Raw genomic sequence first — 17957 nt, forward strand, 5'->3', positions numbered from 1 at the left:
CGTCTTGCCGGGGCCTGGGCCTCAGGACCGGTGGCCGAAGAATTCGATCTCCGCGATGGCCAGCCGGTGGCCTTTCGCGGTGCCGTAGGCCGCGTCGGTGGTCAGCCGGGCCCGGACGATCTTCGAACCGTGTACGTCGAAGGTCTGCTGGCCCGGCTGGTCGGCAAGGGTGATCTTCTTGGTGATCTGCTTCCCCTCCCGGGTGGTCAGCAGCACAGTGATCTTCGCCGGGCGGGCCTGCTCCAGGAACTCGTCCTGTTTGGCCGAGGTGCCGGAGAAGATGATCACCTTGAGCAGCCGGACCGGCTGGTCGAAGTCGCACTCCACGAATTCGCCGGTGCCGGGGCCGACGGCTTTCGGCGCCCAGTACCGGTTGTTGAATCCGTCGAACGCGGCAGCCGCCGGGTGGCCGCGTTCGGCGCTGGAGCTGCGGTAGGCCGCGGGCGGCATCGACTCCGGGGTCCCGGTCTCGTCCTCGGCGAATCCGAACACCGCCCGCAGATGCGGCAGCGCGAACCAGACCGCACAGGCCAGCACGACGAGGGTGAGGGGCAGCGCCAGGCTGGGGCGGCGCCAGAGACGGCGGCGTGGCCTGGTCCCGGCGGTGAGCGCCTGCCGGGGACGGCGACGGAAGATCCGGCGCCACCAGGGGAGCGGGATCCCGGGTGGCGGACCGGGGTTCAGGAGCAGGGCGCAGTGGAAGCACAGCGTACGGTCCGGGCTGTTCTCGGTACGGCAGTTGGGGCAGCGGACGGTGCCGGTGACCGTGCGGGCCGGTGCGGTGGGCGCCGGGTCCGGTGCGGGGTCGGGCAGCACCTCGGGGCCCGGAACGTGCGCGTCGGGCAGGTCCCCGGGGCGGCGTGGAGCGGCCGTGACGGGTGCCGGGGGCGCCGGTACCGGGGGTGCGGGCGTCTGCGGGGGCGGTACGGGCGCGGGCCCCGAGCCAGGCGGGGACGGTACAGGTGCAGGTGCAGGACCCGGACCGGGTGGGGGCAGCTGCGGAGGCGGTGCAGGCGCAGGCCCCGGACCCGGCTGCTGCTGCTGCTGCTGCTGCTGCTGCTGCTGGGACCGTACAGGCGTCGGCGACTGCGGAGGCGGGGCAGGCACAGGCCCCGGACCGGGCGCGGGCGCCGTCGTCCGGTCACCCTCTTCCGCCTCCGGTTCCTCCCACTCCAGGAACGCCGCACACGCCACGCAGAACGCCGTCCCCGGCGCGTTCCGGTGCCCACAGGCTTCACAGATCACCGTCCACCCCCCGCTTCCGGCGGCTGCGGTCCGGCGCCCTGCCCGGTACCGCCCGCGAGGATCTCCAGCTCGTACCCCACGTGCGCGGGGACCTCGGTGAGGATCAGTTCCTCCAGCCGTACCCGGTCGATCCGGTGCGGTTCCGGCACCCGGACCCGGATCGTCACCCCGGGGCGGGGGCGGCCGGGCAGTGCGGTGCCGGAGTGCGACGACCACACCGTGCCGCCGCTCTCGGAGATCTCCGGCTCGGCGCCGGTCTCCAGCCGCACCGCGTCCGCCAGCCCGCGCAGGGTCCCCCGCCTGCTGTGCCGGGACACCGCTCCGCGTACGGCCGCACGGCGCTGCGGGAGGGGGCTGTCCTCGTACGGTTCGACCGCGACCCACTGGGCCAGCCAGCCGAGGAAGTCGTCGGGGGCGCTGCGCGGATCGAGGTGGGCCGGGAGGTTGTCGATGGTGAGGAGGACGGGAGCGAGTACGTCGTCGAGCGCGGCGAGGAACCGCTGGAGGAAGTCCTGCTCCAGGTAGACGGCGGGCAGCTGGTCGATCAGCGGGTGCGGGGTCGGGAGCCCGGGAACGCCGGTGCGCGAGGACATGGGGCTCAGGCCTCCCGGATCCGGAGCTGGTGTTCGTAGCTGAAGACCAGCGCGTGCCGGTCGAGGGTGATGCGGGTGGTCGCCGCGGTGCGCTCCCCGGTCACCGGGTCCGCCGGGTAGAGCCGTACGTCCTCCACCAGGTCCACGCCGGGCACCTGCTGCAGCACGGCGAACGCCTCGCCCGACTGGATCGGCCGGCCGAACGGCCAGCCCTGCCCGCCCGGACCACCGGTCAGCGCGTTGAAGTACCCGTACAGCGCGGCCAGGGCCGTCTCCTGCACCCGTTCGGCGTCCGCCCCCCGCCGCGCCTGGGCCGAGGCGACGACGGTGACGCCCTGGTAGAAGGGCGGTTCCACCACCAGCCTGGCCCCGATCGGGCGCCGCTCGTCGAGGTGGCCCGCGATGAGGGCCAGGGTGTGCTGCGGCGGGATCAGCTCGTCGAACTCGATCCGGCCCTGCTCGTCGCTGCGCCCGGACGGTACGACGAGCAGCCGCACCCCGCCCGCCTCGGCGTCCGTGTCTCCCCCGGGAATGCAGTGGACCCTGGCGGCGTCCGGGGCGACCTCGCGCGCGAGCAGTTCGTAGTCCTGCGGGACGACGGCCCGGTGCAGCGTCCGCAGCGTCATGGGGCCGCGTACCCGCGCGCTCTCGACGGTCTCACCGTCCACCCCGCCCAGCGCCGGGCTGCGGTTCTCCACCCGGGCGACGTACGGGAGGGCGCTGCGCAGCACCCGGAGCGTGGAGCGGGCGACGTTTCCGCGCAGGCCGCCGCCCGTGCGGTACGAGCGCACCCGGACAGCGGCCCCCTTCGGCGGCACCGCCCCGTAGTACCGGACGCTGCCGTCCCGTTCGCGGACCGCGGGACCGAATTCGACGCGTCCCGAGTTGGGATCCAGGGTGATGTGCCGGTCCTCGGGGCCCGAGTGCGCGAAGTCGTCGACCCGCGTCCAGTGGGTGCCTTCGGGTCCGGCGGCCGGGTCCGCCACCTCGACGACGAAGTCGCCGGGGACGACGGGCGGCCGGGCGACCCGGAGCGTCTGGCCCGGTACGCCCTCGGCGTGCCCGAGCACCTCGTCGGTGACCGTCTCGGCGTGCTCGGCGTCGACGGTCGCTCCGATGGTGAACGCGCTGATCCGGCGGACGACGGGCGGGGCCACGTAGGTCGGCTGGTCGGCGGCGGCCTCGATCAGCCGACAGCGCAGCCAGCCGCCGGTCCGGCGCACCACCCGCGCCGCGGTGTGCGTGCCGGGGAGGTGGAGGATCAGTTCGCCGGACCGGTTGAACCCGCCGGTGGTGTCCTTCTCGATCTCGCAGACCGCCCAGGCGCTGCCGTCCCAGGCTTCCCAGATCAGCGGGGGCCGCGAGGGGTCCACGCCGACGCCCTCGACCCGGCACTCCAGCCGCAGCACGACCACACCGGCCGGAACCGGCGAGCTGAGTCCGATGTACAGGGCGTCGCCGGGCGCGGGGGTGGTCCCGAAGCACGGGACGTCCCGGCCGATCGACAGTTCCTCGGTGCGGTCGACGGCGTCCCCGGACGCCGGCCAGGTGGCGAGGTGCGCGAACTCGCAGGGTTCGACGGAGAGTTCGCTGCTGGTGGTGAAGACCACCGCTTCCTCCGTCTCGGTGCGGACGGTGGCGACCTCCGTTCCGGCCCGTACGACCACGGCTTCCGGCTGGGGCGCGGAGAGCCGGAACGTCACCCGGGTGTGGGCGGCCGTCGGCGGGTGGAGCTGGACGCCGATCAGGTCCAGGAAGGTCAGATAGCTCTTCTCCGGCACCCGGTTCACCCGGTAGACGAGCTGGTCGACCATGGTCGCGAACGCCTCGATGAGCGTCACTCCGGGGTCCGACACATTGTGGTCGGTCCACTCCGGGCAGCGCTGCTGGACGAGGCGCTTGGCCTCGTCCACCAGCCCTTGGAAGCGGCGGTCGTCCAGATGCGGACTGGGCAGTGTCACGCGCCGTCTCCCTTGGCCTGTTCGTGCTGGGGCGCCTGTCCGTGGTGGGGCGCCTGTTCATGGTGGGGCGCCTGGTCGTCGTGCTGCGGGATGACGTAGAACGGGAAGACCAGGTTCCGGGGGTCGTTGGCGCCGCGCACCGTGTAGCCGATGTCGATGTAGAGCACGCCGTTGTCCGCCTCGTCGAACCGGACCGCCACCTCGGTCACCTCGATGCGGGGCTCCCACCGGTCGAGCGCGAGCCGTACCTCGTACGCGAGTTGCCCCGCCGTTCCCGCGTCGGCGGGCGCGAAGACGTAGTCGTTGACGGCGCAGCCGAACTCCGGCCGCATGGGCCGCTCCCCCGGTGAGGTCGCCAGGATCAGCCGGATGGATTCCTCCAGTTCGTGCTCGCCGCGCACCAGGGCGATCGAACCGGTGGCGTCGGTACGCGGCGGAAAGGCCCAGCCCGCGCCGATGAACTCCTGGCCCATGTCCGTTCAGCCCCCGATCAGCACCGTCGCGCAGCCGGACACGATCGGTGAACCGCACCCGGACAGGTCTCCGGCGCGGGCGGCGGGATGGCCCCCGATCAGCACGGAGGAGCTGCCGGGCGGCGCGATCGTGGACGGCGGATGGGCGGCCGGGGACGTGCAGTGGTGCACGGTGCCGACCGTGGCGGCGGGTTGGCCGCCGATGAGGACCGTCGGGACGCCGGGCGGGCCGATCGTCCCGGGGTGGCCGGTGGGGTCGCCGACCCGTGCGGCTGCGGCAGACATGGATGTACGTTCCTCTCGGTCAGCACGTCGGGGTACGCGGAAACATCAGCGGAGCCGTCTGTCGGGTCGGCACGGCCGTCGGCGCGGCGATCAATTGATCGTGACCATCGGCGCGTTGACGGACAGGGAGCTGCCGCCCTTGATGTCGGTGCGCTGGGTTCCGTTGACCGCCACCTGGGCGCCCTGGAGGTCGACGGCGCCGCCCGTCGACAGCTTGAGTTTCCCGGTGCCGCCGTCGACCTGGACGCCGGACCTGGAGGTCAACGTGACGCTCTCCCCGGCGAGTTCGAGCGTTCCCTGTCCGGCGTCCAGGGCCACCCCCTTGGCGGCCTTGACGGAGACCTGCTCGGTGGCCTCGATGTGCACGCTGCCGTCGCTGTTGATCACGATCACCGTGTCCTTGCGGTCGAGTTCGATCTTCAGTTTTCCGTCGCCGGTGAGGAGGCGGACGCCCTGCGGCCCGTTCGCGGCGTCCAGCAGTTCCAGCTGGTTCCCGCCCTTGGAGGCGAAGGCGCGGCGGTTGACCGCCCCGCTGGTGGGGTCGACGAGATCGCCGCCCGGGGCCCCCGGAGAGCCTGCAGTCCCCGCCCCGGCGCCGGAGGCGGCGCCCCCCGCACCGCCCTTCGAGGGCCGGTCCTTCCCGTTGTACAGACCGGCGAGCACGTACGGCCGGTCCAGATGGCCGTGCTCGAAGCCGACCAGCACCTCGTCGCCGTTCTCCGGGATGAACGCCTCGCCCCCGCCCGTTCCGCCGGACTGTGCGGTGCGGGCCCAGTCGCTCGCGTACTCGTCGGACAGCCACGGGAAGCGGACCTTCACCCGCCCCGAGCCCTCCGGGTCCTGGGTGTCCGTGACGGTCCCGCTGACCAGTCCGTGGCAGCGCGATCCGCTGCCGGGCCCGGCCGCCCCGCCGGCGCCGCCGCCGGTCAGCCCGAACAGCGAGCGTTCCTGCTGCCCGGAGACCGTGATCCACGTCTCGTAACCGCGTACGGCGTCGAAGACATGGCGCGACGAGGTGACCGTGTACCGCCCCTCGAAGGGGGCCCCGACGGCGTTCAGCGCCACCGCGGTGCCCGCCCTCACCTCCGGGTTGCCGCGGATCACCGCCTCCAGCTCCGCGAACGACCCGGCGATCCGCTCCGCCAGCGCCTTGGCCGCCTGGTCCACCTGCGCCTGGTTCCCGTACGCCGTGTCCGTGACGACGAACCGTGCCTCGCCGAACGGCGCGCTCACGTCCGCCGCGGTCACGCCCAGCTCCAGCGTCGCCGACTTTCCGGCCGGGGCCCGCCCGACCAGCGACTTCTTGCCCTGGATGTCCCAGCCGCGCACCTCGACCTCGGAGACCTGCTCGGCGGCCGACACCCCGGCGCGGCAGCGGAGCAGATTGCTGCCCATCTCCAGGACGAGGGGGTTCCGGTCGGCGCGCGCCGACCCGTCGGGGGCGCCACTCGCCTCGGCGGGCCTGGTGACGTGCAACTGCCCGTCGCGCACGTACGCCTGGGCGCCCGCCTCCTCCGCGAGGCCGCGGACGAACTCCCAGTCGGTGACGTTGGGTTGGGCGATGTGTTCGATGACCGGCCCGGCCACGTCCACGGTGCCGGGTTTCAGACCTGCCCGCTGGGCGACCTGGGCGCAGATGTCGGCGAGGGTCATGTTCTGGTAGCTGGCCACCCGGCGCCCCCGGAACAGCCGGTACGACTCGTCGAGTCCGCGCAGCACGGTGAAGGTGCCGGTCTCGTCCAGCTCCACTTCCAGCGCGGTGACCACTCCGGTGAGCAGCGGTTTCGGTGCCGTGTCGCCGCCGGCGCGGGCCAGCAGCCGGATCTCCTTCCCGATCTTGATCCCGGCCTGGCCGAGGAGCACCCGGTCGGGGTCGCGGAAGCGCAGGACGAAGAGGTCGGGGAGCGTGCGGCTGTCGTCGACATAGCCTTCGACGAGGGTGTTCACGAACTTCGGCGGCAGCGGAGTCCCGTCGAACTCCACGACCAGCGCGGTGGCGACGCCCTGCTGAGCCATCAGAACCGCCCCCGGTCCGGCGCCTCTTCGAGCCGGCTCAGCTCGTCGAGGGCGGGGAGGAGGAGCTGGCTGCCGGGCGCCAGCCGCATCGGGTCGTCGATCCCGTTCGCCTCGGCTATCACCCGCCAGGCCGCCGGGTCCCCGTACTCGCGCTGCGCGAGGGACGGCAGCGAGTCCCCGGCGTCCACCTGGTGGATCCGGCGGGCGGCCAGGGCACCGGAGGTCGGGTTCTGTCCCGGCGTCTCCCCGCTGATCTCCTCCATGGTGACCTGGCAGACCGCCCGGATCGGCACTCCGGAGGTGGTGAACAGGGTGTATTTGGCCTGGACTTGGCTGACGTAGCCGGGGAATCCGGTGAGCCCTCCCCAGTGGAAGACGACCCACGGCGGCGAGGACCGCTGCTGCTGCCGGGTCTCGCTCGTCGGCACACAGCACGCGAAGAGCTGCTCGACGGATGTCACCACCCGGGTGTCCTGGGTGTCGCTGGCGTCGAAGAACATCTCGACGGTGAGTTTGCTGGGCTGCGACCCCTGGTACTCGGGCGGCCCCGAGCTCTTGGCACCCTTGGCCGGACTCCGCTTCCAGGAGGCGGCCTTGGTGAGGCTCAACTCCTTGGGATTGAACTGGAATTCGATACGCCCGCAGGGACCGCCCGGGGTGAGACCACCGCCGGTCGGGGGTGTCCGCAGCTCCAGGTACGCGTGCTCCAGCTTGGGCCGCGCCGATCCGCCCTTCGCACCCGATGACACACCGGACGTACCGGCGGCGCTGAAGGCGATGGGTCCCGCACCGCTCATGCCGCTCAGCCCTCCATCACGTAGCCGTGGTGGGCGATCTCGATCGTCTCCGTCGCGACCTTGGGCGACTCGGGCGTGAACGAGGGACCGGTCCAGCGCACGGGCACGACTTCGAGCAGCCCCCACTGGGCCACTTTGCGGCCGTCGCCGGTGCGTGCCTCGATGTGAGCGGTCTTGCGGCTGAAGCCGGTCGTCATCGTGGCGAACCAGCGGGCGACCTTCTCGGTCTCCTGGGTGAGCGGCCTGGACAGCTTGACGTTCGAGTACTTCAGCCGGGTCGGGAGCTGCCACAGATGACCGTTGTTGCCGCCCTCCTCACGCGTTTCGAGGACCACTTCGCAGCCCAGCCCGTCACATGTGTTGAACGACCCGAGTTCGATGTCGTCGATCGTCACGACGAAACAGACACTGACGGCGGGGTCGATGTCCTGTGGGGTGGCGGGCATGGCACGTACCTCTCAATCTCTCGCTGCTCCACGGCTCGGTGCCTGGTGTTGCGTCGGTGCCTGGTGATGGTGCGGTGCCTGGTGTTGGTTCAGTGCCTCGTGCCGGTTTCAGTGCCTGGTGTGGTGTGTTCGTTCAGTGCCTGGTGTCGATGAGGAACCCGGCGCGTTCGCGCTCCTGCCGCAGGTCCGCTCTGAAGAGCCGGCTGAGCGGGGGGTACAGGGCGCGTACGAGTTCGTCGGTGACCGGTGGCGCACCTGCCTGCCCTTGGCCCTCCTGGTGTGTCTGTACGGAGGCGGCGGAACCCGTGGGCCCGGCCCCTCCCGCATCGGACCCCACATCGCCTCCCGCATCGTCGACGGGTTCGGGCTCCGGTTCCGGTACCTGATCCGGTTCCGGGGGCGGCGGTTCGCTGGTCTCCTCCTCGCGCTGCACCACCGGGCGGGACCGGCCCGGCGGAGACGGGGAACCGAACACCACGCTGCCGTCGGACAGCCGCTGGGCGACCCCGGCGGCGACCGCGTAGGAACCCGCGTCGGCGAGTCCGTGAGCAGGACCTGAACTCGCGCGCTGCCCTCCGGTGCCCGCCAGGGAACGGGGTACCGGAGGGCCACCGGCTCCAGTGCTCCGCTGTACGGCGGCGAGTGAGGCCCGAGACGTCGAGGACGAGGCAGCCGGGACCGGGCCGGGCGGCCTGGAGGGTAAGGCGTCGGCTGCGGGTACCACGGTGCGCTGGACGGCGGCTCCGGTCGACTCGGGGTCGCCGTGCGTCCAGCGCACGGGCACGGTCGGGGGCACGGGAGCAGCCGAGGGCGCGCCGGTCCGGGCAGCCGCCCCGGCCGCCGTAGCCGATCGCTGCACTGCGGCAGTTGACTCCCGGCCCGCCTCCGCCCCTTCCACCGCATGCAGGGGCAGCGGGCGGTCGCCTAGCAGGGGCGCCACCGGGCCGGTAGGCGGAGACAGCGGGGAGAGCGAGAACTGCTCGCTACCGGGTGCGGAGGTGGTGCGCTGCACCGGATCACGCAAAGCCTGGGCGCCGCCGTCGGTTCCGTCTCCCGCCTCCCGTGGCGGAACCGGCGGAGCTGGGCGAGAGACCAGCGGGTCCTCACCGAGCAAAGGGGCGGTGGGCTCGGCCGGGACACTCTCGGACGCGAACGGTACGGCGGCTTCGGAAGGTTCGTCCCCCGCGTCGGCTCCCTCCCTAACAGGCACCTCCCCAGCAGGTCCCTCCGCGCCGCCCGGCCGGTCCGTACCCGGGAGAGATGCGGCAGCCTGCCGCTGTGCCGTCGGAGGGAGTGCGGACAGAGGCGCCCCGAGTCCGGGCGTACGCCTGGGTCCGCCGGGCAGCGGATTCCCCTCAGGAGCCGCGACCGACCGCTGAACGGTCCCGGACAGCAACGGTCGCTCCGGCTCCCGCGCGGACTCCGGGGACATGACGTCCGGCGCCGCTTCCCCGACCGGCTGCTCACCCACCAAGTGCCGCACAGGCAGCTCCGACACCGTCGAAGGCCCCGCCGAGGTCATGGCCGGCGTCCCGTCCCCGTACGCCGCGTGCCCGCCGGAGGAACGCTGCACGGGAACAGGCGCGGTACGGGACACCGCCCCCGCCCGCAGTGGCATCTCGACCGCCCGCTGAGCCGTCGGCGCCACGGGCGGGCCAGGGACGGAAACCCCGTGCACGAGCCCCCCGGGCGCCTCCGGGCTGACCAGATGTCCGAGGGGCCTGCCGAGTGCGGTGTCCTGCCGGGTGGTGAGCCCGCCCTGGAATCCGGTGGGGTCGATCAGCAGGTCCTGATCACCCAATGTCCGCTGCACCGGGGCAAGTTCACGCAGATTCACCCGGTCGGAACGGTCACGGCGATCTGCGGGAGCATCGGACACCTGCGCGCCCGCGCCGGTAACCGAACCGGTACCCGGATCCGAATCCGCACGTGTACGCCGGTCGTCCCCACGCAGCCAGGACAGCAGTCCCATGGTCTCCCCCTCCTCCCCTGCGTTGCTGCCGTTACTGCCCGTTGAGGCGGGCCACCTGCGCGACGAATCTCAGGCGTTCCGGGTGCTCCATATCCAGCAGATCGTCCAGCGGCCAGTGGAAGTGGTAGGCGAGGTACGCGACCTCCTCGTAGAGCAGGTCGGCCGCGTACGTCACGATTCCCCCAGGCGGCCCCCGGCGAGATCCACCGCGAACTCCTCCGAACAGGACGGACAGGTCACGGCGGCACGGGTGTGCCCCTCGGCGTTGATCCGCCGGTAGAAGTCCTGAAGAAAGGCCAGGTCGGAGGCGAAGAGGTCCTCGATGATGCCCGGGTGGATGTCATCGAGGGTGCCGATCCGGGTGACGACCCGGGAGATCAGCACCACGGACAGATAGGCCGAGTTCTCCCGTACGCGGTCGTCCCGCAGCGGCACGAGTTCATCGCGTGCGGTCGCGAGGCGCATGGCGCCGGTGCGGTGCAGGGTGCCGGAATCGTCGAGGTAGCCGCGTGGCAGCTCGAAGGTGAACTCGGTCCGCAGCGTGTCGCGGGAGCGGGCCGGTACGGCCGCGCCCTCGTCCGGTGCCTGTTGATCGATCGGTCCTGCCGGGAATTGTGCCGCGCGTCGCATCAGTCGAGTTCCATGCTCTCGTAGGTGAGCGCGAGCTTCTCCGTCAGCACCGAGGTGTCGCCCGCCTTGAGCGTGCCGATCTCCAGGGACTTGGGCCAGGCGTTGATGAGCTTGTAGCGCTTGATCGCGACGCCTTCGTAGTCGTAGACGATGACCGCGCCGTTGCGACGGGCGTCCGTCATCCGCCCGAAGCGGGAGTCCTTGATCCAGCGCTCGAAGCTGTTGTCCTCGGTGAGGCCGCGCGTCACCGTGACCTCACCGGCCTTGGGACGGCCCGGCAGCTTCTTGATGGCGTACTTGCCGTCGGCGGTGTTCTGCTTCAGTTCGATGACGTCCTGTTCCATCTTCAGACCACTGACCTCGGTGATCTGCTTGATGACGACGCTGTCGAATTCCAGACCGAAGGAATGCCCGACGGAACTGTCGAGATCGGGAAGTGGCACAACAGACTCCTTACGCCATGCTCAGGAATTGACCGGAACACAGGCAGTCACACAGGCAGTGGCGCTGGCACTGGGCCGGTTCGCGGGCGGGGCGGTTCACGGGCGGGACGGGTAGCAGCCGGTTCACGGAGCCGGGGCGGCACGGGTCACTCGTCGATCCCTCCGATGCCACCGGTCAGCTGCGACAGCCGGAACACCACGAACTCGGCCGGTTTGACGGGCGCCACGCCCACCTCGCAGATGACCTGCCCGGCGTCGATGCTCTCCACCGGGTTGGTCTCCCGGTCGCACTTCACGTAGAACGCCTCGTCCGGAGTGAGCCCGAACAGCGCGCCCCTGCGCCATTCATTGACCAGGAACGCGGAGACCGTTCGGCGGATACGGGCCCACAGCGCGTCGTCGTTCGGCTCGAACACGACCCACTGCGTGCCGGAGAGAATCGACTCCTCCAGGTAGTTGAAGAGGCGCCGCACATTGAGGTACCGCCAAGCGGGATCGGAGGCGAGCGTCCGCGCTCCCCAAACCCTGATACCGCGGCCCGGGAACGAACGAATGCAGTTCAGTCCGATCGGGTTGAGCAGATCGTGCTCGCCCTTGGTCAGCTGGGTCTGCAACGCGACCGCCCCGCGCACGACTTCGTTCGCCGGCGCCTTGTGCACCCCGCGCGAGTCGTCGCTGCGTGCCCACAGCCCGGCGACGTGACCGCTCGGCGGTACGAGGGAGGCGCGCCCCGACGACGGGTCGGCCACGCTGATCCAGGGGTAGTAGAGCGTCGCGTACTTCGAGTCGAAGTTGGCCCGGTCCGTGCGCCAGGCCCTGACCTGCTGCGGGCTGAGCGCCGGGGGCGGGTCGAGGATGGCGATCCGGTCGCCCATCAGCTCGCAGTGGCTGATGAGCCCCTGCTGTACGGCGATCACCGACTCCAGGTCCAGCAGCCCGCGTTCGTACGCGCTCATCAGGTCGGGAACGACGACCATCGTGACCTCGTCGACCGCTTCCAGACCGCTCAGGCCGGTCCGGCGGTCCGCGTCGCCGACGTACACCTCCGGCGTCAGCACGCCGGGCGCACCGGCCGCGGGAGCCGCCGGGGCCAACTCGACCGACTGTGTCCCGGGCCTGGCGGGCGCCGCACCGCGTCCGGGCTCCCGCATCTCGACGAGCTCCGACTTGGCGTTGACCCGGGTGGCGACGTTGTCCTTGCTGCGCTTGGTGGTGACGGACGGATACGTCTCCGCCACCTGGCCGTCCCTCTTGACGATCAGCTGGAAGACGTCGGACGGCGGGTCGTCGCCCTCGTCGTCGGCAACCTCGACGGTGATCTGACCGGTCACTCCGGCACGTGGCTTCACGGCGTACGGGCCGAGCTGCGTCTCCGAGCCGGCGGGCAGCTGCCCCGGCGCACCGTCTCCGGCTTCTTCGCCACCCTCCACCGGCTCCGAACCGTCACCGATGCGTACGACGTAGCAGGTGCCGCCACCATTGGCGAAGAAGCCGTACACGGAGGTCGCGAGGTACGTTCCGCCGACGAAATCGCCGAAGCGGCTCACGAACTGGCTCCAGTTCGTGATCAGGGTCGGCTCGTCGAACGGCCCCTGCTGGGCAAAGCCGACGAAGGCGGCAACCGAGGTGCCCACCCCTTCGATCGGCCGGGATCCGGACTCGATCTCTTCGACGTAGACGCCCGGGGACAGGTACGACGGCATATGAGTCTCTCCTTGACCGGGGAACACGGTGATTCTCACCGCGGGACCGATGTACCGGGAACGGATGCGAGGCCGCCTCGCGCGCACGGGCAACTGCCCTAAGAGGCAACCCAGTTGACCCACCCGTACCAATCAGATCTGCCCTGCCGTCTGGTGCACGCGCACTCCGTACGGTCCGTCGCCGCCGCCCACGCTGGCAGTCCTGTCCGGGAACGGTGACCGGGAGTGCGGATGAAGGCGACTTCGGGGAAGGAACGCGCCGACGCCACCCGCACCAGCCTGTCCCGCTCGACGGAGTCGCCCGCTCCCGAGCGCACCCCTTCACCCACCGCACCGCACGCCCGCAGGCTCGACCCGCGCACCGCACAGCGTCTCCAGGGCCGGTTGGGGAACGCAACGGTGGCCCGGATGGTGGTCGCGCAGCGCCTCACCAAGGCACCCCCGGCGGCCGGCGGAACCGGTCCGGCTCCCGTAGTGATCACCCCGGCCGAACAGGCGCCGGGGCTGCGTGCGGTCAACGCGGATGTCACCGCGAAGAAGCAGAGGGTCTCCCAACACCCGCCCGCCGCAGGCGAATCCAAGTCGGCCCAGGACGCGGCGGTCGCTCCCCCGGACGACAAGGAAGCCCAGGGCAAGGCGGCCAACGCCGAGAAGATGAACGCGGCGAAACCGGGCGAGTTCAACAAGCAGGCGTTCATCGACGCGGTGAACAAGGCCATCGACGCGCAGGCCCCGAAGAACCTCGACGAGGCCGACAAGTTCTCCAAGTCGGGCAAGGCCGACAAGATCAAGTCCGAGGTGGACGGCAAGGTCACCGACGGCAAGACGTCCTCGGCGAAGGACATCGACACCGCCACCAAGGCCCCGCCGGACACCGCGGCGGCCAAGGACAAGCCGGTCACCCCGATGACCCCCGACCACCCACCGGCGAACCCGGGCGCCCCGGACGCCGCCGCCGCGATCCCTGAGAAACAGCCCGCGGCCGTCACCGACTTCTCGGGCGGCCCCGAGGCGAACGACAAGGAAATGTCGGACGCCCAGGTCACCGAGGGCCAACTGGCCAAGGGCAACGAACCGGAGTTCAACCAGGCCCTGTCGGCGAAGAAGTCAGCCGAGGCCCACTCCGCGAAGGCCCCGGCGCAGGGCAGAGCAGCGGAGAACCAGCAGCTCTCCAAGGCGAAGGCGGGCGCCGCGTCCTCCGGCGCCCAGGCCATGAACGCCCTGACGGCCACCCGTACCGGTGCGGGGAAGAAGGTCGACGCCGGGAAGGGCACGGCGAAGTCGCAGGACGAGCAGAAGCGCGCCCAGGTCACCTCGAAGCTCCAGAAGGTATTCGACGCCACGAAGAGCGACGTCGAGAAGATCCTCTCCGGCCTGGACAAGCAGGTGGACGAGAAATTCACGGCGGGCGAGAAGGCCGCCCGGGACGCGTTCACCACGGACCAGAAGCGCCGGATGAACGCGTACAAGCACAAGCGGTACTCCGGGATGTCCGGTGGTCTCAAGTGGGCCAAGGACAAGCTCATGGGGATGCCGAAGGAGGCCAACAGCCTCTACCAGGAGTCCCGGAAGCTCTACGTCTCCCGCATGCAGGGCGTCATCTCGTCCGTCGCCGACCTCATCGGTACGGAACTGGGCAAGGCGAAGGCCCGCATCGCCAAGGGCCGGAACGAGTTGAAGGCCGAGGTCGACAAACTCCCCGCCGACCTACGGAAGTTCGGCGAGGAATCAGCGAAGGACTTCGCCGGAAAGTTCGACGACCTGGAAACCGAGGTCAACGACAAGTCGAAGCAACTGGTCCAGGACCTGGCGACGAAGTACACAGCGGCCCTGAAGAAGATCGACGAGGACATCAAGAAACTCCAGGACGCCAACAAGGGCCTGGTCGACAAGGCGAAGGACGCGATCGTCGGCGTCATCAAGACGATCAACGACCTGAAGAACCTGCTCCTGGGCATCCTCGCCAAGGCCGCCTCCGCGATCATGAAGATCATCAAGGACCCGATCGGGTTCCTGGGCAACCTCGTGCGGGCGGTAGGAGCCGGGCTCCAGCTCTTCATCACCAACATCGCCGAACACCTCAAATCTGGCGTGGTGTCCTGGCTCCTGGGCACCGCGGTCCAGGCTGGCCTGGAACTCCCGCAGAAGTTCGACCTCAAGGGCATCATCCAGATCATCGCCTCACTACTGGGCCTGACCTGGGCGAACATCCGGGCCCGGGTCACCCGCAAGGGCGTCCCCGACCAGGCCATGAACACGGTGGAACAGTCCGTACCGGTCGCCCAGAACCTCGTACGAGAAGGCCCGGCAGGCGCGGTAAAGGAAATAGCCGCCGAGGCCGGCGACCTCAAGTCCACCATCCTCAGCAAACTCACCAGCTATCTGATCCCCACGGTCCTGATCGCGGGCATCACCTGGATCGTCTCCCTGCTCAACCCTGCCTCGGCATTCGTCCGCGCGGTCAAGGGAATCATCGACATCGTCTCCTTTGTCGTGAACCAGGGCGCGCAACTGGTGGAGTTCGTCAACTCCATTCTGGACGCGGTCATTTCCATCGCGAACGGCGGCTCGGCCGGGGTTCCGAAGATGGTGGAGGCGGCGCTGGCGGCGAGCGTCCCGGTGCTGATCGGGTTCCTGGCTTCACTCTTGGGGATCGGCGGCCTTGCCAGCAAGGTCAAGAGCGTCTTCCATGCGGTGGCCCGGCCCGTCAACAGGGCCATCGACAAAATCGTCGACCTCATCGCAAAGAAAGGGAAGGCTCTCTGGGCCAGAGCGAAAGACAGAAAGGGCAGGAATGACGACAAAGGTGACGCGCGGAATTCAAGACCGAATTACCCCGATCGCACCGGCGCCGACACCAGTAAAGCAAAAGACAAGAAGCCATTCTTTTACACCCTCCCAAAGAGAAGATTCCGCACGGCAGATTTTGGAAGCCATACGCTCCTCTTCAAAGAAGTAGGAAGTCGCAGGGAGCTGATGGTCCACAGCACGCCAGTTTCGATAACCGATTACCTGTTACGCTGGAAAGACTCCCTTCCAAGCGTTTCTTCATCCGAAAGAACGACACAGGAATCTGCGCACAGCGACGCACTCAGCCAGCACAACGAAGTAATGCGTGCGGAGCAGGCGCTACCAACGAAGAGGTCTGTCGCAGCCAGTCATCCCAACATGCAGGCTCGCTTTGATGAGTTGGTACTCAAATTTGAGCGGCTGGCCGAACTCCTGGCCCTCCAAAAGAAGCCGTTGCCACCGCTTCCTCCTCCCGTACTCCCACCGTTCCGAAACAGTGTTCTGGCTACGAATTTTACCGCCCATTACATAGCGTGGCCACCTCCCGAAGGCCAGGTCTCCACAGCGAACAAGGGGTTCACGCTGAAGGGCTGGCGTTACGTCGACGCCAGAAAACTTCAAGGCCCGCAGGAATACTGGCTGAAGATGCACCTCCTTCCCGGTCGACTAGGGGGGATGGCGACCGACTCAAATCTTGTGCCGGCACGCCAGAGCGTAAACAATCCGGACTTCTTAACAAAAGTCGAGGAGCCTGCTCATTCATTCCTCGCGTACTCGAATGAACATCCAAAGAACCCAGCGATCTGGTATCAAGTCAAGGTCGAGTTCGGCCACGGAGCACGATATGAGGGCTTCCCGAGTCTCATAGATGTCTCCTGGGGAACTTACGACAGTGACGGCAGCCAATGGATACGCAGACATACCCCTTCGGGATCATATTCAGACCCTCAAAATCCCCCGCCAAATACAGCTGTCCAGACCATCAGCCTCAACACGGCCGGAGAAGCGAGAATCGCAGACCGCATGGGCGGGGAGGAATACCTTTATTTCGCACGTCAGGTTGTTTTACTTCGAAAAAATGCCCAAGGAATACAGAAACCTTACGACTCGGTCACCGACCTGGAAGACCGGCTGGAGGCATGGGACCAGTCAAAACCTATCCCATGGGCCGGTCTACCCGTGATGCTCGACCTACTTAAATCTGTCATTCGACTTGGAGAGATTACCATTCCCTGAACACTTCGAAATCCCCGCGAGAGGGGCAACTGTGACAGAGCTGAGCACTATCGAGCAGAGGTTCGTTCAGATAACAGAAGATCTCATTGCATCCCCAGCAGTGACAGTACTTTCCAGTAATCAAGGTGATCTCCTCAAGCGAGCCGGAGACGCTCAAAAGGTGTTCGAGCAGCTTGCATCTCAGGGCTACACCGTCCTCCCCGAGGAGATGCAGAACTGTTTTATGCGATTCCGAGATGTCGGAGCTCACTGGCAAGCATCCGATCCAGAATCGGAGATAGGTGGCGAATTCAACCTTCTCCACCTATCTGAGAGTATACGAATGGGTCCACCGCCATGGCACAACCGCAGCGAATGGAGCCCCGAACAGCAGGACCTATTTTCTCGATTCCGGATTTTCGACACCCACTCCCAAAGCGGGTCCGGCACCCTGGGAAGCCTGCGGATGATGCCATTCGGCGTGACGCCGGAGCTTTGGTTCTACGACAATACCCGAGGGCCGTACAAGCTACATATTAGCTACTGCTCTTACCTTGACAATGTCCGAATCACCAAAGGTGGACACTATTGGCAGTATCTCTTCTCGGACATATCTCTGACAGAACCGGGCAATATCTACATCGCAACCCACATAAAGAAATTACTTGACTTCCTACAGATCGAGTTCCCTGATGTCGATTACGGACCTCTCCTCGATCGCCTATCAATAAAGACCTCACACTGAACCTCTTTCATCCTGAATAGTTGCAGTTCAAAAGCGTGTGGACGGCCTGGATGATGGCACCAATGCGGCAGAGGGTGCCCCTATCTCCTTGGTCAAGCTGTTACTGAACTTGAATTTACGATGTCTGCTTGATCGTGTCAGCTGGTCAGGGTCAGGCCGGTTCCTATGAGGCAGCCGTCGATGAGGTGTGATCGGTTCTGGGTCTGCTTGAGGCTGCGCTTCACGGCGGCGGCGAGCTGGTCGAGGTTCGCGGCGGCGAGGTTGCCGATCGTTCGCTTCACCAGGGACCAGATGCCTTCCTGCGGGTTGAGGTCAGGTGCGTCGGGCGGGAAGTGGAAGACGGTCAGCCAGTCCTCGTTCGCGGCGATGAATTCCTTCATCTGCGGCATGAGATGGGTGTGCAGGTTGTCCCAGACCAGGACGATGGGGCCTTTGAGCTGGTTGTGTGCCCGCACGATGGGGTCGCGGTAGTCCTGCCAGGTGGAAGGCCTTGGGTTCGCCCTTGCGGCCCCGGTGCACGCGGAAACTCCCGCCAAGAGGTGCAAACCGCCGGGTGCTGCACTGTCGTTCCGTGTCGGTTTCGGCGCCCACCAGCAGGAAGACATACGTCTCCGGTTCCGGCGCTGTCAGTTCGGTTTCCGTG

16 protein-coding genes and 1 pseudogene are annotated in these 17957 nt (G+C 68.3%); 3 read left to right on the forward strand and 14 right to left on the reverse strand.

Annotated features, from left to right (window positions below; translation table 11 throughout):
• Window positions 1–21: 21 nt before the first annotated feature.
• From OG709_RS03710 to OG709_RS03750, 9 genes are all read right to left on the reverse strand, one after another.
• Entirely contained in the window at window positions 22–816 is a 795-nt protein-coding gene (locus OG709_RS03710; protein WP_250300865.1) for a discoidin domain-containing protein, read from the reverse strand.
• 425 nt (window positions 817–1241) lie between these two features.
• On the reverse strand, window positions 1242–1838 hold the full coding sequence (locus OG709_RS03715) for a phage tail protein (protein ID WP_326695321.1): 597 nt from the start codon (window positions 1836–1838) through the stop codon (window positions 1242–1244).
• A 5-nt stretch (window positions 1839–1843) separates the two neighbouring features.
• A complete protein-coding gene (locus OG709_RS03720; protein WP_250300599.1) occupies window positions 1844–3799 on the reverse strand; it encodes a putative baseplate assembly protein in 1956 nt (651 codons plus the stop codon).
• Window positions 3796–4272, reverse strand: coding sequence for a GPW/gp25 family protein (locus OG709_RS03725; RefSeq protein ID WP_326695319.1), 477 nt, complete (start codon window positions 4270–4272; stop codon window positions 3796–3798). The genes OG709_RS03720 and OG709_RS03725 overlap by 4 nt, the downstream gene beginning before the upstream one ends.
• 6 nt (window positions 4273–4278) lie before the next feature.
• Window positions 4279–4557, reverse strand: coding sequence for a PAAR domain-containing protein (locus tag OG709_RS03730; RefSeq protein ID WP_250300601.1), 279 nt, complete (start codon window positions 4555–4557; stop codon window positions 4279–4281).
• A gap of 90 nt (window positions 4558–4647) precedes the next feature.
• On the reverse strand, window positions 4648–6573 hold the full coding sequence (locus tag OG709_RS03735; RefSeq protein ID WP_326695318.1) for a VgrG-related protein: 1926 nt from the start codon (window positions 6571–6573) through the stop codon (window positions 4648–4650).
• Window positions 6573–7370, reverse strand: a complete 798-nt coding sequence (locus OG709_RS03740) for a CIS tube protein (RefSeq protein ID WP_329164803.1) — start codon at window positions 7368–7370, stop codon at window positions 6573–6575. The genes OG709_RS03735 and OG709_RS03740 overlap by 1 nt, the downstream gene beginning before the upstream one ends.
• Before the next feature lie 5 nt (window positions 7371–7375).
• Window positions 7376–7816, reverse strand: coding sequence for a phage tail protein (locus OG709_RS03745; RefSeq protein ID WP_250300604.1), 441 nt, complete (start codon window positions 7814–7816; stop codon window positions 7376–7378).
• A gap of 133 nt (window positions 7817–7949) precedes the next feature.
• The gene (locus OG709_RS03750) at window positions 7950–8612 is read right to left on the reverse strand and encodes a hypothetical protein (protein WP_329164806.1); all 663 of its coding nucleotides are present in this window, start codon (window positions 8610–8612) and stop codon (window positions 7950–7952) included.
• Between the two features lie 634 nt (window positions 8613–9246).
• On the opposite strand from OG709_RS03750, the gene OG709_RS03755 reads away from it, so the two are divergent.
• The gene (locus OG709_RS03755; protein ID WP_266644256.1) at window positions 9247–9450 is read left to right on the forward strand and encodes a hypothetical protein; all 204 of its coding nucleotides are present in this window, start codon (window positions 9247–9249) and stop codon (window positions 9448–9450) included.
• A gap of 369 nt (window positions 9451–9819) precedes the next feature.
• Here the strand turns inward: OG709_RS03755 and OG709_RS03760 are convergent, their stop codons facing one another.
• The 4 genes from OG709_RS03760 to OG709_RS03775 all read right to left on the reverse strand — a co-directional run bounded on the left by OG709_RS03760 (window position 9820) and on the right by OG709_RS03775 (window position 12564).
• The gene (locus tag OG709_RS03760; RefSeq protein ID WP_250300606.1) at window positions 9820–9963 is read right to left on the reverse strand and encodes a DUF6760 family protein; all 144 of its coding nucleotides are present in this window, start codon (window positions 9961–9963) and stop codon (window positions 9820–9822) included.
• Complete coding sequence (locus tag OG709_RS03765) at window positions 9960–10418, reverse strand: hypothetical protein (protein ID WP_266644253.1); 459 nt, start codon at window positions 10416–10418, stop codon at window positions 9960–9962. Before OG709_RS03765 ends, OG709_RS03760 begins: the two co-directional genes overlap by 4 nt.
• Window positions 10418–10861 (reverse strand): phage tail protein, encoded by a 444-nt coding sequence (locus tag OG709_RS03770; protein WP_250300609.1) that lies wholly within the window; start codon window positions 10859–10861, stop codon window positions 10418–10420. The genes OG709_RS03765 and OG709_RS03770 overlap by 1 nt, the downstream gene beginning before the upstream one ends.
• A gap of 146 nt (window positions 10862–11007) precedes the next feature.
• A complete protein-coding gene (locus OG709_RS03775; protein ID WP_250300611.1) occupies window positions 11008–12564 on the reverse strand; it encodes a phage tail sheath family protein in 1557 nt (518 codons plus the stop codon).
• Between the two features lie 231 nt (window positions 12565–12795).
• Here OG709_RS03775 and OG709_RS03780 point away from each other — a divergent pair, with 231 nt between their 5' ends.
• Both OG709_RS03780 and OG709_RS03785 read left to right on the forward strand, forming a co-directional pair.
• The gene (locus OG709_RS03780) at window positions 12796–16590 is read left to right on the forward strand and encodes a phage tail protein (RefSeq protein ID WP_329164810.1); all 3795 of its coding nucleotides are present in this window, start codon (window positions 12796–12798) and stop codon (window positions 16588–16590) included.
• 31 nt (window positions 16591–16621) lie between these two features.
• Window positions 16622–17314 (forward strand): hypothetical protein, encoded by a 693-nt coding sequence (locus tag OG709_RS03785; RefSeq protein WP_250300615.1) that lies wholly within the window; start codon window positions 16622–16624, stop codon window positions 17312–17314.
• A 137-nt stretch (window positions 17315–17451) separates the two neighbouring features.
• Here the strand turns inward: OG709_RS03785 and OG709_RS03790 are convergent.
• Window positions 17452–17842 (reverse strand): annotated as a pseudogene (locus tag OG709_RS03790) (transposase); the annotation flags it as partial.
• Between the last annotated feature and the right edge of the window lie 115 nt (window positions 17843–17957).

Origin of the sequence: Streptomyces sp. NBC_01267, assembly GCF_036241575.1 — a bacterium.
GTDB lineage: Bacteria > Actinomycetota > Actinomycetes > Streptomycetales > Streptomycetaceae > Streptomyces.

What these genes read in the sequence shown, in the direction of transcription:
- OG709_RS03715 (WP_326695321.1), bottom strand. Translation starts at nt 1,838, where the DNA reads ATGTCCTCGCGCACCGGCGTTCCCGGGCTCCCGACCCCGCACCCGCTG.
- OG709_RS03725 (WP_326695319.1), bottom strand. Translation starts at nt 4,272, where the DNA reads ATGGGCCAGGAGTTCATCGGCGCGGGCTGGGCCTTTCCGCCGCGTACC.
- OG709_RS03730 (WP_250300601.1), bottom strand. Translation starts at nt 4,557, where the DNA reads ATGTCTGCCGCAGCCGCACGGGTCGGCGACCCCACCGGCCACCCCGGG.
- OG709_RS03735 (WP_326695318.1), bottom strand. Translation starts at nt 6,573, where the DNA reads ATGGCTCAGCAGGGCGTCGCCACCGCGCTGGTCGTGGAGTTCGACGGG.
- OG709_RS03740 (WP_329164803.1), bottom strand. Translation starts at nt 7,370, where the DNA reads ATGAGCGGTGCGGGACCCATCGCCTTCAGCGCCGCCGGTACGTCCGGT.
- OG709_RS03745 (WP_250300604.1), bottom strand. Translation starts at nt 7,816, where the DNA reads ATGCCCGCCACCCCACAGGACATCGACCCCGCCGTCAGTGTCTGTTTC.
- OG709_RS03755 (WP_266644256.1), top strand. Translation starts at nt 9,247, where the DNA reads ATGACGTCCGGCGCCGCTTCCCCGACCGGCTGCTCACCCACCAAGTGC.
- OG709_RS03765 (WP_266644253.1), bottom strand. Translation starts at nt 10,418, where the DNA reads ATGCGACGCGCGGCACAATTCCCGGCAGGACCGATCGATCAACAGGCA.
- OG709_RS03775 (WP_250300611.1), bottom strand. Translation starts at nt 12,564, where the DNA reads ATGCCGTCGTACCTGTCCCCGGGCGTCTACGTCGAAGAGATCGAGTCC.
- OG709_RS03780 (WP_329164810.1), top strand. Translation starts at nt 12,796, where the DNA reads ATGAAGGCGACTTCGGGGAAGGAACGCGCCGACGCCACCCGCACCAGC.